General features: G+C 53.8%; 13 protein-coding genes. 12 read left to right on the forward strand and 1 reads right to left on the reverse strand.

Annotation, left to right across the window (positions count from 1 at the left end):
- Positions 1-13 precede the first annotated feature (13 nt).
- The 8 genes from uvrB to whiA all read left to right on the forward strand — a co-directional run bounded on the left by uvrB (position 14) and on the right by whiA (position 10483).
- On the forward strand, positions 14-2056 hold the full coding sequence (gene uvrB, locus ACYVUU_RS03145) for an excinuclease ABC subunit UvrB (RefSeq protein ID WP_484499922.1): 2043 nt from the start codon (positions 14-16) through the stop codon (positions 2054-2056).
- Positions 2046-4904 (forward strand): excinuclease ABC subunit UvrA, encoded by a 2859-nt coding sequence (gene uvrA, locus ACYVUU_RS03150; protein ID WP_439775313.1) that lies wholly within the window; start codon positions 2046-2048, stop codon positions 4902-4904. The genes uvrB and uvrA overlap by 11 nt, the downstream gene beginning before the upstream one ends.
- A 96-nt stretch (positions 4905-5000) precedes the next feature.
- Positions 5001-5543: an HdeD family acid-resistance protein gene (locus ACYVUU_RS03155; protein WP_484499923.1), complete on the forward strand. Its 543-nt coding sequence runs from the start codon at positions 5001-5003 to the stop codon at positions 5541-5543.
- A gap of 120 nt (positions 5544-5663) precedes the next feature.
- Complete coding sequence (locus ACYVUU_RS03160; RefSeq protein ID WP_484499924.1) at positions 5664-6467, forward strand: M55 family metallopeptidase; 804 nt, start codon at positions 5664-5666, stop codon at positions 6465-6467.
- Positions 6468-6475: 8 nt separating this feature from the next.
- Positions 6476-7534 carry a DmpA family aminopeptidase gene (locus tag ACYVUU_RS03165; RefSeq protein ID WP_484499925.1) on the forward strand — a complete coding sequence of 353 codons (1059 nt, stop codon included), beginning with the start codon at positions 6476-6478 and terminating at the stop codon, positions 7532-7534.
- A gap of 101 nt (positions 7535-7635) precedes the next feature.
- Positions 7636-8514, forward strand: coding sequence for an RNase adapter RapZ (gene rapZ / locus ACYVUU_RS03170; protein ID WP_439775322.1), 879 nt, complete (start codon positions 7636-7638; stop codon positions 8512-8514).
- 9 nt (positions 8515-8523) lie between these two features.
- The gene (locus tag ACYVUU_RS03175) at positions 8524-9543 is read left to right on the forward strand and encodes a gluconeogenesis factor YvcK family protein (RefSeq protein WP_439775317.1); all 1020 of its coding nucleotides are present in this window, start codon (positions 8524-8526) and stop codon (positions 9541-9543) included.
- 7 nt (positions 9544-9550) lie between these two features.
- Entirely contained in the window at positions 9551-10483 is a 933-nt protein-coding gene (gene whiA / locus ACYVUU_RS03180; RefSeq protein WP_439775318.1) for a DNA-binding protein WhiA, read from the forward strand.
- Between the two features lie 68 nt (positions 10484-10551).
- Here whiA and ACYVUU_RS03185 read toward each other — a convergent pair whose 3' ends face one another.
- Positions 10552-11136: an ATP-dependent Clp protease proteolytic subunit gene (locus tag ACYVUU_RS03185; protein ID WP_008461710.1), complete on the reverse strand. Its 585-nt coding sequence runs from the start codon at positions 11134-11136 to the stop codon at positions 10552-10554.
- Positions 11137-11321: 185 nt separating this feature from the next.
- On the opposite strand from ACYVUU_RS03185, the gene ACYVUU_RS03190 reads away from it, so the two are divergent.
- The 4 genes from ACYVUU_RS03190 to ACYVUU_RS03205 all read left to right on the forward strand — a co-directional run bounded on the left by ACYVUU_RS03190 (position 11322) and on the right by ACYVUU_RS03205 (position 15833).
- A complete protein-coding gene (locus ACYVUU_RS03190; RefSeq protein WP_484499926.1) occupies positions 11322-12818 on the forward strand; it encodes an SH3-like domain-containing protein in 1497 nt (498 codons plus the stop codon).
- A 362-nt stretch (positions 12819-13180) separates the two neighbouring features.
- On the forward strand, positions 13181-14161 hold the full coding sequence (trpX, locus tag ACYVUU_RS03195) for a tryptophan ABC transporter substrate-binding protein (RefSeq protein WP_484499927.1): 981 nt from the start codon (positions 13181-13183) through the stop codon (positions 14159-14161).
- An 18-nt stretch (positions 14162-14179) separates the two neighbouring features.
- Positions 14180-15076 (forward strand): ABC transporter permease, encoded by an 897-nt coding sequence (locus ACYVUU_RS03200; protein WP_439775930.1) that lies wholly within the window; start codon positions 14180-14182, stop codon positions 15074-15076.
- Positions 15069-15833 carry an ABC transporter ATP-binding protein gene (locus tag ACYVUU_RS03205; protein ID WP_484499928.1) on the forward strand — a complete coding sequence of 255 codons (765 nt, stop codon included), beginning with the start codon at positions 15069-15071 and terminating at the stop codon, positions 15831-15833. Before ACYVUU_RS03200 ends, ACYVUU_RS03205 begins: the two co-directional genes overlap by 8 nt.
- The last annotated feature ends 7 nt before the right edge of the window (positions 15834-15840 follow it).

A 15840-nucleotide genomic window follows, 5' to 3' on the forward strand; every position in this document is an offset into this window, starting at 1 on the left:
AGGGGGAAGAACCGTGATCAAGCGGCAAGACAACAACAAATTTGAACTCGTCTCACCATATAAGCCCGCTGGTGACCAGCAGCAGGCCATCGACCAGCTCGTGGCCGGCTTTAAGGCCGGCGATAAAGAGCAGATCCTCAAGGGGGCAACGGGGACGGGGAAGACCTATACCATGGCCAATGTAATTGCCAAAATGAACAAGCCGACCCTGGTCATTACCCACAACAAGACCCTGGTTGGCCAGCTCTACAATGAATTTAAGGAATTTTTCCCAAACAATGCCGTGGAATACTTCGTTTCCTACTATGACTACTACCAGCCGGAAGCCTACGTGCCCCAGTCAGACACTTATATTGAAAAAGACGCCTCGATCAACGATGAAATCGACCAGTTGCGGCACGCGGCTACCAGCGCCTTGATGTCCAGAAACGATGTCATCGTGGTGGCTTCTGTTTCCTGCATCTACGGCTTGGGTGACCCAAGAGAATACGCGGCCAGCGTCTTAAACGTCTACACCGGCCAGGAATACGAAAGAAACACCCTGCTTAGGGACCTGGTCAACATCCAGTACGACAGAAACGACATCGACTTCCAGCGGGGCCGCTTCCGGGTCCGGGGTGACGTCGTGGAAGTTTTCCCGGCCGGCTATTCTGACCGGGCCTACCGGATTGAATTTTTTGGCGACGAAATCGACCGGATTGTCGAAGTCGACCCCTTGACCGGGGAAGTGCACGGGGTCAGAGACAGCATCTCCCTTTTCCCGGCTACCCACTTCATGACCAATGATGAGCAATTGGCCGGCGCTATCGACCGGATCAAGGCCGAAATGGATGAGCAGGTCAAGAAGTTTGAAAAAGAGGGCAAGCTGCTGGAAGCAGAAAGAATCAAGCAGCGGACCACCTATGATTTGGAAATGCTGAGAGAAGTCGGCTACACCAACGGGATTGAAAACTACTCCCGGCAGATGGAAAACCGCAAGGCCGGTGAGCCGCCTTACACCCTTTTGGACTTCTTCCCCAAGGATTCCTTGATTTTAATCGATGAATCCCACGCTACCATGCCGGAAATCCGGGCCATGTACAATGGGGACAGGAACAGAAAGCAGACCTTGATCGACTACGGCTTCCGCCTGCCGTCAGCTTTGGACAACCGGCCCTTGAAGCTGGAGGAATTTGAGCAGCACGTCAACCAGATCATGTACGTGTCAGCCACCCCGGGTGACTACGAATTAAACCGCACCAGCCGGATCGTGGAACAAGTCATCCGGCCAACCGGGCTTTTGGACCCGAAAATCGAAGTCCGGCCAATTGAAGGGCAGATCGACGACCTGGTTGCTGAAATCAACCTGAGGATTGAAAGAAACGAGCGGGTTTTTGTCACCACTTTGACCAAGAAGATGGCTGAAGACCTGACCGACTACTTGAAAGACCTGGGCATCAAGGTCCGCTACCTGCACTCGGACATCAAGACTTTGGAAAGAATGCAGATCATCCGGGACCTCCGCTTGGGCAAGTTTGACGTTTTGATCGGGATCAACCTGCTCAGAGAAGGGATCGACGTGCCGGAAGTTTCCCTGGTTGCCATTTTGGACGCGGACAAGGAAGGCTTCCTGCGAGCTTACCGGCCGCTGATCCAGACCATGGGCCGGGCTGCCCGGAACGCCAATGGTGAGGTCATCATGTACGCTGACCGGATCACCGATTCCATGAAGCTGGCGATTGATGAAACGAACCGCCGCCGGGCCATTCAGATGAAATTCAACGAAGAGCACGGGATCGTGCCAAAGACTATCATCAAGCCGGTTCGGGACATGATCTCCGTGGTCAAGGCCGACAAGGAAGCAGAAAAGTCAGATTCCTTCGCCGACCTCAATTTCGATGAACTGACGGCTAAGCAGAAGAAGCAGATGATTAGCAACTTGCAAGAGCAGATGCAAGACGCGGCCAAGCGCTTGGACTTTGAAAGCGCGGCTAACCTCCGCGACGCGATTATCGAGCTGGAAGGCTCAGTGAGAAAACCGATTAAGAAGAAAGGCAAGGACTTCAATGGCAGATAGAAAAATCGTCATCCGCGGTGCCCGTGAGCACAATTTAAAAGACATCGACGTAACCATTCCCAAAGACCAGCTGGTTGTTATCACCGGCCTGTCCGGTTCAGGCAAGAGCTCACTGGCTTTTGACACCCTGTACGCTGAAGGCCGGCGCCGCTATGTCGAATCCCTGTCCAGCTATGCCCGTCAGTTCCTGGGCCAGATGGACAAGGCGGACGTTGACTCAATCGATGGCCTCAACCCGGCTATTTCCATCGACCAGAAGACGACCTCCCACAACCCCCGCTCAACAGTCGGCACGGTTACTGAAATCAACGACTACCTCCGCCTGCTTTGGGCCAGAGTCGGCCACCCTTACTGCCCAAATGACGGCACCTTGATCCAGCGGCAGTCGGTGGACCAGATGGTGAGCCGGATCTTGGATTTGCCGGAAAGAAGCAAGATCCAGCTTTTGTCTCCGGTCATCCGGGGCAAGCGGGGCGAGCACAAGGAAGTTTTTGCCAGAATCCGCCGGGCCGGCTATGTCCGGGTGATCGTTGACGGTGAGATGCACGATGCCAGCGAAGAGTTTGCCTTGGAGAAAAACAAGCGCCACGACATTGAAATCGTGGTTGACCGCCTGGTTATCAAAGACGGGATCCGGTCCCGCCTCTTTGACTCGGCTGAAGCGGCCCTGCGCCTGTCTGAAGGCTACATGGATGTTGACGTAATTGGGGGCGAAAAGCTCAGCTTTTCTGAATACTATGCCTGTCCTCTTTGCGGCTTCACGGTTGGGGAAATGGAGCCCCGCCTCTTCTCCTTCAACGCGCCATTTGGGGCCTGCCCGGCCTGCGATGGCCTGGGGATGAAATTGGCGGTTGACCCGGACCTGGTGGTTCCGGATAAGGACAAGAGCTTAGCTGATGGTGCCCTGGCTCCTTGGGCAGGGTCAAAGTACTACATGGGGATGCTGGAGCAGGCCTGCCAGGCCTTGAAGATCCCGATGGACAAGCCTTTTAAAAAGCTGACCAAGCGGCAAAGAGACATCATTTTGAACGGGTCAGACAAGGAAATTCACTTCCACTTGGAAGGCGACTTTGGGGTCAACGACACCAAGCAGCCTTTTGAAGGGGTGATCAACAATGTCGACCGCCGCTATGCCAAGCCAATGTCCAAGTTCATGCAGGAAGTCATGGGCAAGTACATGACCGAGCTGCCCTGTGAGGTCTGTGGCGGCAAGCGGCTCAATGAGAAGGCTTTGGCAGTCAAGGTAAATGGCAAGAATTTGGCTGAGGCCAGCGATTTGTCGATCAAGGATGCCCTGGCCTTTTTCAAGGAAGTTGACTTAAGCGAGCAGGAAGCAGCCATTGCCAAGCCGATCTTGAAAGAAGTCTGCGACCGCTTGAACTTTTTGGTCAGCGTCGGCCTGGATTATCTGACCCTGTCCAGATCAGCCGGGACTTTGTCCGGTGGGGAAGCCCAGCGGATCCGCCTGGCCACCCAGATTGGCTCCAACCTGTCCGGGGTCATGTACGTTTTGGACGAACCTTCTATTGGCCTGCACCAGCGGGACAATGACCGCTTGATTGCATCTTTGAAGCGGATGCGGGATTTGGGCAACTCCTTGATTGTCGTTGAACACGATGATGAAACCATGCGGGCAGCTGACTATTTGATCGACATGGGACCAGGCGCCGGCAGTTTTGGCGGGGAAGTCATGGCGGCTGGCACGCCGGAAGAAGTCATGGCCAATCCAAAGTCTTTGACCGGCCAGTACCTGCGGGGAGAAAAGTTTATCCCAGTTCCATTGAAGCGGCGCAAGGGCAGCGGCAAGAAGCTGAAGCTGACCGGGGCAGCGGAAAACAACTTGAAGAACATTACCGTTGAATTTCCTTTGAGCGAATTCGTGGTCGTGACCGGGGTTTCCGGGTCCGGCAAGTCTACCCTAGTCAACCAGATCTTAAAGCGAGTCCTGGCCCAGAAGCTCAATCATAATTCCGCCAAGCCGGGCAAGTATGAGAAACTGACTGGCTGGAAGAATATCGAAAAGGTGATCGACATTGACCAGAGCCCAATCGGCCGGACCCCGCGGAGCAACCCGGCGACCTACACCAGTGTCTTTGATGATATCCGGACCCTTTTTGCCCAGACCAATGAAGCCAAAATGCGGGGCTACACCAAGGCCCGCTTCTCCTTCAACGTCAAGGGCGGGCGCTGCGAGACCTGCCACGGGGACGGGATCCTCAAGATCGAAATGAACTTCCTGCCAGACGTCTACGTTCCTTGTGAGGTCTGCCACGGCCAGCGCTATAATTCTGAAACCCTGGAAGTGACCTACCGGGAAAAGAACATTGCCCAAGTTCTGGACATGACCATCAGTGAAGCCTGCGACTTCTTCGTCAATATTCCAAAGATCCACCGCAAGCTGCAGACCATCGTTGATGTTGGTCTGGGTTATGTCAAACTGGGCCAGCCGGCGACCACTTTATCCGGCGGGGAAGCCCAGCGGATGAAACTGGCCAGCGAACTGCAAAAATTGTCAACTGGGAAGAATTTCTATATTCTGGATGAACCGACTACCGGTCTGCATACCGATGACATCAAGCGCCTTTTGGAAGTCCTTCAGCGCCTGGTTGACCAGGGCAACACTGTTTTGGTAATTGAGCACAACCTGGACGTAATTAAGACGGCTGACTGGCTGATCGACCTGGGGCCGGACGGCGGTGAGCGGGGCGGCCAGGTGGTCTGCACGGGGACGCCGGAAGAAGTTGCGGCTTGCCCAGAGTCCTGGACTGGCAAATACCTTAAGCCGGTTTTGGACCGGGACAAGGCTTTGACTGAAAAGAGCCTTGCAAATAAAGAAAAAGAATCTTAATTCGCCCCTAAACCTTTTTCGCAAAATATTGTAAAATGAAAGCGGAAGCCAAAATAATTGTCAGAATTTTTGCATTAGTGTGAAAGGATGATTCTTATGTTTGATTCCGGCTTTAACGAAAAACGCGGCTTTGACTGGGGCGTTTTTATCGCGGGGGTTGTCTCCGTCGTTTTGAGCATTTTTCTCTTTGCCAACCCTGGCAAGGGCTTGCGGGGCCTGGTCATCATTTTGGCCGTCTTGTCGATCATGCAGGGGATCGCTTGGATCTCCATGTATGCTGGCTTTCATGGGATTTTTGGCCCGTCTTGGACCACCCTGTTATCGGGGATCTTTGACATTTTGATCGGGATCTTCTTCCTGTGGAACAACAAGGTGGGGGCGTACACGATTGCTATCGTGGTCTCCATCTGGTTCATCGTTGACTCGGTGATCGGGATTGTCTTTGCCTGGCACCTGCGTTTCTTTGAGACCGGCTGGTATTTCTTCTTCAACCTGCTCTTGAACATCCTGGGCCTGGTTGTCGGGATTATGCTTTTGTTTAGTCCGGTTATCGCGGGGATGAGCACGGTCTACTTGATCGCGATCTACCTGATGATCTTCGGGATCAATGAGATTGCTTTGGCCTTCATGCACCGTTAAGCATGTCAAACTGCCGATACTTAACAGATTGTTTAAGTGTTGGCAGTTTTTTTGATGGTAAAATGTAAGCAAGCAGTAAAAAAGTGTAAGGAAAAAGCAAAAGCAGGGGAGGTTAGGCAAATGGAGAAAAAGATTTATATTTCCTGTGACATGGAGGGCTGCGCCGGCGTTACCAGCTGGGAGCAGACCCATTATGGGCATAAAGGCTACGACCTGGCCCTAAAAGAAATGACCAGGGAAACCGTGGCCGCGGTCAAAGCCTGCCAGCAGGCCGGCTATAAGGTGACGGTCAAAGACGGGCACGAAGACGGGATCAACCTGGACCTGGCCCTTTTGCCGGCAGGAACAGAACTGATCCAGGGCTGGGACTCTTCACCAGAAGAAATGATGGCTGGCATTTCCGCTGACTATGCCGGGGCAATCCATATTGGCAGCCATTCCCCGGCTGGCTCCAGTGAAACGCCCCTGGATCACACGGTGGAACATGGCTGGTATTCCTGGGTCAAGCTGAACGGGGAATTGGCTTCGGAATTTACCTTCAACAGCCTTTGCGCGGCCCAGTACGGGGTGCCTTCATTTTTCCTGGCTGGGGATGCCGGCATCTGCCGGCGGGCGGAAGAATTTTGCCCGGGCATCGTGACCTGTGCTACCAAAAAAGGGGTGGGCAGCGCCACTGTCAACAAGAGCCCGGAGGAAATAGAAGCGGCCATCATGACCGGGATCAAGGAAGCCTTGGCGGGTGCGGGCGGTCTGCCGCTTTTAGCTGACGAATACCTGCTGGAATTCTGCTTTTCTTCAGCTGGCCGGGCCAGAGCCGCCTCTTTTTATCCAGGAGCTGAAAGAGCAGGCGAGCGGGTCGTGTCCTACCGGGCCAAGAGCATTATGGAGCTTTTGACGGCGAAAATGTTCATGACGGAAATCTGAGGTGGAAGATGGGCTTAAAAGGAGAACTGTTTTTGCCCCGGGCCTATCGAACCGGAGAAAAAAACGACATAACCGATGTTCCGGGGATTAAGGTAGGCCAGGTAACCCTGCGAAAGGGCGGGGTCAATACCGGCGTCACGGCAATTTTTCCCGGAAGTGATATTTTCAAGCAAAAAATGCTGGCCAGCGGCCAGGTGATCAATGGCTTTGGCAAAACGACTGGTTTAGTTCAGATCGGCGAGCTGGGCAGTCTGGAGACCCCGATCCTGATGACCAACACCCTGGCCGTGGGGACCTGCTGGACGGCCTTGACCCGCTATATGCTGGACCGCAATCCGGAGATCGGTCTCACAACCGGGACGGTCAATCCGGTCGTGATGGAGTGCAACGACGGGGACTTGAACGATATCAGATCCCTGCCGGTTAAAGAAAGTGATGCTCTGGCGGCCCTGGCTTTGGCTGAAGAGAATCCGCCCTTGCAAGAGGGCGACGTTGGTGCTGGCACCGGGATGCGCTGTTTAGGCTTTAAGGGCGGCATTGGGTCTGCCTCCAGGCTTTTGGAACTGGGGGGCAAAAAATATCACTTGGCCAGCCTGGTTTGCGCTAATTTCGGGGCTTTTGGCAAATTGCGGGCCGGAGGCCGGCTGTTGGGCCAGGAACTAAAAGCCGCCGTTTTGGCCCGGGCAAAAGCAGAAAATAACCAGCTTTATGACCGCTATCAAAAAGACCAGGGGTCAATCGTGATGGTGATCGCCACCGACCTGCCCCTCTCCAGCCGGCAACTTGGCCGCTTGGCCCGCCGCAGCGCGGTTGGCTTAGCCAGGACCGGGTCGTATATTGGGGACGGGTCCGGCGATATCGCCTTGGCTTTTTCCACGGCGCAAAGAGTCAGCCATTTCGCCAAAGCAGCAGAAAGCTTCAGCTTTTTGCCAGACAGTCAGCTGGACCCGGTCTTTGAAGCCGGGGCGGAGACGATCGAAGAAGCGGTTTTAAGTGCTCTGGTGCACGCGGAGACCTTGACTGGATTTAAGGGGAGAACGGTCTATGGTCTGCGGGATTTTTTATAATAAGAGTGAAGAATAGGAATGCAGGCAGGGCTAATTGATTGCCAAGACGCGGCACGCCCGGTATGATAGAATTTAACGTTTTAAGGGAGCAATACGGAATCATGCATGAAAAATACAAGAAACAGCTGTTGATTTTGACGGGGATGAGCGGGGCCGGCAAGACTGTCGCCGCCCACTCACTGGAGGACGTCGGCTACTTCGTGGTCGACAACCTGCCCCCGGAATTGCTGGGCAATTTCTGGGACCTGATGAACACCTCGGAAGATTTTGAAAAAGTTGCCGTGGTGATCGACCTCAGAGTCAAGTCCTTCTACAAGGACCTGATCGACGAAATCAACTCCCTGGAAGACAGCGGCCAGACCCAGGCCACGATCGTCTTTTTGGAAGCTTCTGATGACACCCTGGTGGCCCGCTACAAGGAAACTCGCCGCCTGCCGCCATTGGCGGAAAACGGCCGCCTTTTGGACGGGATCCGGGATGAGCGCCGCCTTTTGACCCCGGTGAGAAACCGGTCCAACTACATTTTGGACACTTCCAAGATGACGCCAAAGGAGCTGAAGCAGAAGCTGCAGAGCAAGTTTGGGGCCCTCCACAAGCCAAAATTCGGGATTGAGGTCATGTCCTTCGGCTTCAAGTACGGGATGCCGATCGACGCCGACATCGTCATGGATGTTCGCTTTTTGCCCAACCCCTTCTACATTCCGGAACTGCGTCCCTTCACGGGGCTGGACAAGCGGGTCTTCAACTATGTCATGGACAAGGACGAAACCAAGGTCTTCTATGGCAAGCTGCTGGACCTCTTGTTGACGGCAATTCCAGGCTACATCAACGAAGGCAAGGAAAAACTGACGATTGCCATCGGCTGCACGGGCGGTCAGCACCGCAGCGTCTCGATTGCCCAGCAGCTGGCGCGCGACTTGTCTGAAAAATATCCGGTTGACATTACCCACCGGGAAATCAGCCGTTATCTCAGAAAGTAGGAATTCAGCATGTCTTTAGGCGAAAACAAGATCATCCGCATCATCAAGCGCCGCCGGCCCCGGGTGGTCGTTATTGGCGGGGGGACCGGCCTGCCGGTTATTTTGCAGGCTTTGAAAAAGCAGGACGCGGAGATCACGGCAATCGTGACCGTCTCTGACGACGGCGGCTCATCCGGGATCATCCGCAACTATATCAACGTCGTGCCCCCGGGCGATATCCGCAATGTTTTGGTTTCTTTGAGCGACCTGTCGGAAGAAAAAAAGCAGATCTTCCAATACCGCTTTGACTCAAAGGACTCCTTTTTCTCCGGCCATGCGATTGGCAACTTAATTATCGCGGCCTTAAGTGAGATGCAAGGGAATATTTTTGACGCTGTCCAGACCTTATCGGCCATGATGGAAGTCGACGGCCACATTTATCCTTCTGCTAACGAGCCTTTGACCTTGAACGCGGAATTCATGGATGGCAGCCAAAGCAGCGGGGAAGTGGAAATTACCAGCCAGCACAAGCAGATCAAGCGGGTCTGGGTAACGGCCGATGACGGTGAACCGGCGGCTCCCAGTCCGGTGATTGAGGCCATCATGCAGGCTGACGCCATCGTTTTGGGGCCGGGGTCACTGTTTACCTCAATTCTGCCCAACCTGATGATCCCTAATGTCGGGCAAGCAGTCCGGGAGACCAAGGCAGAAGTAGTTTACGTCTGCAACATCATGACCCAGGCCGGGGAAACTGTCGGCTTAAGCGATGCTGACCATGTCCGGGTCATCAACCAGCACCTGGGCGGCAACTATATCGACACGGCCCTGGTCAACGGGGCCCAGATTGACATGAGCAAGTTCCACCCGGAAGACTATGATGAATACTTAAAGCCGGTCGCCAACGATTTTGCCGGCTTGAAGGCGCAGAACTGCCGGGTGATCACGGATGACTTTATCGACCAAAGAAGTGGCCTGGTCTTCCATGACGGCGACAAAGTGGCCAGGGAAATCATCGACCTGGCCCTGCAGGAAATGTTTAAGAGAAAGTAGGAAGTTAATGGCGAGTTATGCCAGTGAGGTAAAAAAAGAGCTGACTTCAATCGAGGTCCATCCCGAGCACGCCAAGGCAGAGCTGGCGGCCTTTCTGCGGATGAACGCGGTTTTGAGCCGGCATGACGGGCAGATGAGCCTGGACATCGTGACGGAAAACCCGGCCATTGCCCGGCGGATTTTTTCCCTGATCAAGACGGCCTACGGTTTTGAGCCGCAGCTGATCGTGACCAGGAAGATGAAGCTGAAGAAGAACCACCAGTACCTGGTCAGAGTGGCCCAGATGGTCAGCGAGATCATGGCGGATCTGGAGATCTATTCCCCGGAAAAAGGCTTTATCACTGGGGTGCCGGACAAGATCAAGCATTCAGAGCAGCGATCGATGTCCTACTTGCGGGGGGCCTTTTTGGCCAGCGGCAGCGTCAACAATCCGGAAACCAGCCGCTACCACTTGGAAATCTACTGCACCTATGCCAACCACTGCCAGGACTTGCAGGAGATCATGAACAAGTACTTCGACCTCAACGCCAAGGTGACGGCCCGCAGAAGCGGCAGCATCGTCTACTTGAAAGAAGCGGAAAAAATCGGCGACTTCCTTCACGTGGTCGGAGCGGTCAATGCCATGCTGGCCTTTGAGGATTTGCGGATCATGCGGGACATGCGCAATTCCGTCAACCGCCTGGTCAACTGTGACACGGCCAACCTCCGCAAGACGGCCAGCGCGGCGGCCAAGCAGGTGGAAGACATTGAACTGATCGAAGAAAAGCAAGGCCTGGAGTCTTTGCCGGAAAAGCTGGCCAGCCTGGCCCGCTTCCGCCTGCAGCACCCGGAACTCTCCCTTAAGGAATTGGCTGAGCAGGTTCCCGATGGCCCGATTTCCAAGTCCGGGGTCAACCACCGCTTGAAGAAACTGCATGAGATCGCGGAAAACCTCCGCTAATAGAAGACAAAAGAAAAATCCAGACGGCTATAGCAGTCGTCTGGATTTTCTTTCCGCTAAAAAGCGGATTACTTGTTTTGGTTGACCATGATGTCGTCGATCAAGCCGTAGTCCTTGGCTTCCTGGGCGGTCATGTAGTGGTCGCGTTCAGTATCGCGCTTGATGGTTTCGATGTCCTGGCCGGAGTCCTTAGCCAGAAGTTCGTTGATCATCTTTCTGGTCTTCAGGATTTCTTCAGCGGCAATCTGGATTTCCGTGGCTTGCCCTTGCGCCCCGCCCAAAGGCTGGTGGATGAGGACAGTAGCGTGCGGCAGGGCAAAACGCTTGCCCTTTTCGCCTTCGGCCAAAATGATTGAGGCCATGGAAGCTGCCATACCGGTGGCAATGGTGGAAACTGGGGACTTGATGAAGTTCATGGTGTCCACGATGGCCATGCCGGAAGTGATTACGCCGCCTGGTGAGTTGATGTACATGTAAATGTCTTTAGTGTTGTCTTGCGCGTCAAGGAAAAGCAGCTGGGCGATGATGGAGTTGGCCATTTGGTCGTTGACTTCACCGCTCAACATGATGATCCGGTCCTTCAGCAAGCGGGAGTAAATGTCATAAGCGCGTTCGCCGCGGGCCGTTTGTTCAATAACTGTAGGTACTAACATAATTTTCCTCCTAGTGAATTTGATTAGCACTCATTTGGATACAGTGCTAATTAAAACACTCCTGGCCCGGTCTGTCAAACTTGGAGCACTCTTTTTCGAAAAATAAACCGGTGCTATAATGTCCTTGTGTGGAAAGGCTTTTTTAGCCGGGAAAAATCTGATTTATGTAGAAAGTGGAAAAAGAAATGAATAAGAAACTGCTTTGCTCTCTGTTGCTGGCGGCAGCCTTTGCCGGCCAGGCCAAAACGGCCCAGGCGGCTACGGTCAGCAAGATGCCGGGGACGAAAAACATGGGGATCTATGCCAAAGTGACAAGCAAGGGGGCCAGCAAGAAGCTGACGACCACCAAGTACTTCAAATACAGCAAGATCCAGTCAACGGCCAGCAAGAAGACCAAGAAGGGGACTTATGCCTACATCTATGCCAACGGCCGTCCATTAGGCTGGGTTAGTGAAAAATGGTTCGTCAGAAACAAGATTTCGGCGGCCAAGCAGGTCTGTCTAGTTAAAGACGACAACCGCTTCAACTACAAGGATGCCATCAGCTATGTCACTGACGCTCACGGGACCATGGTGGACCCGGCAAATGGCGCGGTTAAGGCCAGTCTGTCCGGAGACAAGCTGACTTTTACCTATGGCAAGGCCAAGACGGTTGTTCAAGTAGTGAAGACGGCCAACCCGAACCGGGAGCTTAAGCTGGCCGTCACTGCCAAGAAGGGGCCTAAGGAAGTAGCCAGCACGAGAAGCCACTCCGGCAGCTCCAAGAACTGGAATGCCGCTCACCGCTACGGCGTAGAGACCAGCAGCAACCGCTGGAGTAGCGGCGGCTTGACTTTGGCTACCCAGCTTTGGGAGCCGCGCAACTTGAGCCTGGAGACCAATGACTGGCAGCAGGTCGGCCCCGTTATGGAAGGGTTGGCCGTAAACGGCGGCTGGGCTTACAGCAGCTGGTACCGGTCTGCCGTGGCCAGTGACCAGCTTAAAGGCAACATCGTAGCCTTTAACATGAAGAAGCTGAACAAGTACCAGGCCCAGTACCTGTCACCGCGCAGCTACCTTTACAAGAAGCTGAGTTTTAGCAAGTTCAAGACTTACTCCCAAAATGTCAAGGTGAGTCCGTACCTGCGCCTGGGCCACGGCCAGTCCCTGGGGGCAAGCGCAAAGTACATCTATGTTCTGGCCAACGAAAACAAGCTGCCGGGCGGGGCAAGCAATGGCTTTTACTCTGAAGAAATCCTGCAGCTGAAGAAGAGCGACTTGACTCTCAATAAGGTCTGGACCATCCGGGTTGACGTCGGCACTTCCGGCCGCTACTTCCACAACGCGGCTTTTGTGGGCGACAATACCATGTACGGGGTCTTCCACAATGCAGCTTACGGCCGCTATGAATTCTGGCGCTTGAACCTGGTCAACGACCGCTGGCAGGTCAGCCAGGTAACGGCCAGCCAGAGCCACTTTGTCAAGCAGCAGGCTGGCAATTCTCCAGTCCAAGGCTTCAGCGTGGGCGGCGGCAACATGTACCTGGCCTTCAACAACTTGATCTTCAAGCTGAAGACTGACGGGACTTACCAGAAGACCTGGAAGCATGTCTCCAACCGGGAAATCGAGGGCCTGGCCAGCGATGGCGGCCAGCTTTATGTCCAACTGGCCCAAAGAGGGGAAATTCTTTCCGGCCACTGGTAAAAAGAAATAAAAAATCCCCTTGACAGGGGAAAGGCTTTCCAGTAAGATTAGTTAAAAATAAATTAAATGTTAACCGAGAGGTAAAAAAGATGAACTTTCAAGCAATGGTAAAAGAAAGCTGGCAATTCAAGTAGAGATTGTTTCGCGGGGCGATTCAATCTGTTTTGGCTTGAATTGCTGTCTGAATTGCTGAAAGTTGATCAGGGTCCGGATAGTAAATAATCTATCCGGATTTTTCTTTTACAGGCAGAAAAGGAGGATCCAGGCGGATCCTCCTTTTTCTTTTGTTTTCGGTTCGTTTTTTTTTTATTTTTCCCTTTGTTTCAAAAAATAGTTTTTGCTTTAATTTGCGAGGTAATGGAATGAAAAAGGTGCTCGCGGCCTTTGCCGCAATCTATCTCTTTTTGGCAGCTGCCCTGTTTATCAACATCAAGCCGGCAGCGCAGAAGAGCAAGGAAGTCAGAGTAGGGGTCTTGACCCTGATGCGCCACCCGGCCCTGGACGAAATTTACCGGGGCTACAAGGCGGGCCTGGCCAAGTCGGGCTACAAGGTCAAGATCGACTACCAAAACGCCAACAATGACCAGAGCAATCTGAAGACCATGGCGGAAAAATTAGTCAACAGCCAGGACCATGTCCTCTTCGGGATTACGACCCCGTCATCTCAAGCCCTGGCCAACGCGACCAAAAAGAAGCCGATCGTCCTGGGGGCAGTGACTGACCCTAAGGGGGCGGGCCTGGTGAAAAACAACAAGCGTCCCGGCGGCAACATCACCGGGGTCAGCGACCGGGCGCCGATCAAGCAGCAGCTCAAGCTGATCCAGCGCTTTTTGCCCAAGCTGAAGACCCTGGGGATCATCTACACCTCAAGCGACAGCTCAGCCGTGTCTGGCTACAAGCAGATCGTCAGCTACTGCAAGCAGATGGGGATCAGTTACAAGGCTTACTCCATTTCCAACAGCAATGACTTAAACCAGGTCTCCCAGCAGATGCTGACCCAGGTTGACGCGGTGATCGTGCCAACTGACAACACGATTGCCGGGGCCATGCAGACCCTGGTTAAAAACGCCAACGCGGCTAAAAAGCCGGTCTTCCCGGCTGCTGGCACCATGGTTAAAGACGGGGGCCTGGCCACCTACAGCGTGGACCAGTACCAGCTGGGCCTGATCGGGGCCAAGATGACTGTCCAGATCTTAAAGGGCAAAAAGCCCGGCGACATGGCCATCCGCTATGTTGAACACGGCACGCCATACCTTAACCTTAAGGAAGCCAAGAAGCTGGGCATCAAGGTTCCGGCCAGCTTCTTAAAAGAAGCCAAGTCCAAGGGGACCATCTACAAGTAATTTGCAAGGAGGATTTTTATGAATTTGATCGTATCGGCAATCGGCCAGGGCTTCTTATGGGGGCTTCTGGGCCTGGGCCTCTTTCTCAGTTTCAGAATCATGAACACCACGGATATGACCGTGGAAGGGACTTTCCCTTTAGGCGCTGCCGTTTCAGTCAGCTTGATCGTGCAGGGGACCAACCCCTTTTTGGCCACTCTGGCCGCTTTTGGGGCCGGGGCTTTAGCTGGCCTGGTCACTGCCCTCTTGATCACCAAGGGCAAGATTCCCAGCCTTTTAGCCGGAATTTTGACCATGACCGGGATTTACTCCATTGACTTGATGGTCATGGGCAAGTCCAATGTTTCCCTTTTGGGCAAAAAAACCATCTACTCCCTGCCGTTTTTACAAAAACTGCCCCAGTACTTTGACAGTGTTGCTGCCGGCACCATCTTGATGGTTCTGGTAACTTGCGCTTTGATCTGGTTCTTGTCAACTGACTTTGGCCAGGCCTTCATCGCTACGGGTGACAACCCGCAGATGGCCAAGTCCCAGGGGATCAGCCCCCAGCAGATGACGGTGGCAGGCCTCATGATCTCCAATGGCCTGGTTGGCCTGTGCGGGGCAGTTGTCGCCCAAAGCAATGGCTATGCTGACGTGAACATGGGGATGGGGACGATCGTTATCGCCCTGGCCTCTATTATTATCAGTGAGGTTGTTTTCAGAAACCTGGGCCTGGCCAGCCGCCTTTTCGCGGTGACCCTGGGCAGCATTATCTACCGCCTGCTTTTATTGGCGGTCCTGCAGGTAGGTCTGTCTTCAAACAACTTGAACTTGATTTCTTCACTGGTTCTGGCCGCCTGCATGATGCTGCCGCAAGTTGAAGAAAAACTCCGCCTCAAGCAGACTTTTATGAAAGGACTTAAGCATGACTAGTCAAAATTTACTGGAACTGACCGATTTGGAAGTGGTCGTCGGCCGCGGCACGAGTGAGGAAAACAAGATCCTGGGCAAGCTCAGCCTCAAGATCAAGCCAGGCGACTTTATCTGCCTGCTGGGCGGCAACGGGGCCGGTAAGAGCACCCTGCTCAACGTTTTGGCTGGGGCCATCCAGCCGACAAGCGGGCAGATCCTGCATGCCGGCAAAGACATCAGCAAGGAAAGCGAGGTCAAGCGCAGCAGCTACATCGCCCGGGTCTTCCAGGATCCCAAGATGGGGACGGCGCCCCGGATGACTGTAGCCGAGAATTTGCTTTTGGCGTCAAAAAGAGGGCAGAAGCGGGGACTGAAATTGCGCCGGCTGAAAGAAAACATTCCGGCCTTCAAAAAGGCCCTGGAGAAGGTCAACCCTGACCTGGCCGGCAAGCTGAACCTGCCGGTTGACCAGCTCTCAGGCGGCCAGCGGCAGGCCTTGAGCTTCGTTATGGCGACTTACAACAAGCCAGAGCTCTTGCTGTTAGACGAGCACACCGCGGCTTTAGACCCCAGATCCAGCCGCAAGCTGATGGAGGCAACCGATGAGCAGATTCGGGCTCAAAAGATCACCGCGGTGATGATTACCCACCATATGGAAGATGCCTTGAAGTATGGCAACCGCCTTTTGGTTCTGGATCATGGTCAAATCACCCATGACTACCAGGGCCAGGCCAAGCAGGACCTGACTTTGCAGGATCTAGCCGCTCTCTTTGACTGATAAAGAG

The organism is Lactobacillus sp. WILCCON 0058 (assembly GCF_057198005.1).

What these genes read in the sequence shown, in the direction of transcription:
- ACYVUU_RS03160 (WP_484499924.1), top strand. Translation starts at nt 5,664, where the DNA reads ATGGAGAAAAAGATTTATATTTCCTGTGACATGGAGGGCTGCGCCGGC.
- ACYVUU_RS03185 (WP_008461710.1), bottom strand. Translation starts at nt 11,136, where the DNA reads ATGTTAGTACCTACAGTTATTGAACAAACGGCCCGCGGCGAACGCGCT.
- ACYVUU_RS03205 (WP_484499928.1), top strand. Translation starts at nt 15,069, where the DNA reads ATGACTAGTCAAAATTTACTGGAACTGACCGATTTGGAAGTGGTCGTC.
- ACYVUU_RS03165 (WP_484499925.1), top strand. Translation starts at nt 6,476, where the DNA reads ATGGGCTTAAAAGGAGAACTGTTTTTGCCCCGGGCCTATCGAACCGGA.
- trpX (WP_484499927.1), top strand. Translation starts at nt 13,181, where the DNA reads ATGAAAAAGGTGCTCGCGGCCTTTGCCGCAATCTATCTCTTTTTGGCA.
- ACYVUU_RS03190 (WP_484499926.1), top strand. Translation starts at nt 11,322, where the DNA reads ATGAATAAGAAACTGCTTTGCTCTCTGTTGCTGGCGGCAGCCTTTGCC.
- ACYVUU_RS03175 (WP_439775317.1), top strand. Translation starts at nt 8,524, where the DNA reads ATGTCTTTAGGCGAAAACAAGATCATCCGCATCATCAAGCGCCGCCGG.
- rapZ (WP_439775322.1), top strand. Translation starts at nt 7,636, where the DNA reads ATGCATGAAAAATACAAGAAACAGCTGTTGATTTTGACGGGGATGAGC.
- ACYVUU_RS03200 (WP_439775930.1), top strand. Translation starts at nt 14,180, where the DNA reads ATGAATTTGATCGTATCGGCAATCGGCCAGGGCTTCTTATGGGGGCTT.
- ACYVUU_RS03155 (WP_484499923.1), top strand. Translation starts at nt 5,001, where the DNA reads ATGTTTGATTCCGGCTTTAACGAAAAACGCGGCTTTGACTGGGGCGTT.
- uvrA (WP_439775313.1), top strand. Translation starts at nt 2,046, where the DNA reads ATGGCAGATAGAAAAATCGTCATCCGCGGTGCCCGTGAGCACAATTTA.
- whiA (WP_439775318.1), top strand. Translation starts at nt 9,551, where the DNA reads ATGGCGAGTTATGCCAGTGAGGTAAAAAAAGAGCTGACTTCAATCGAG.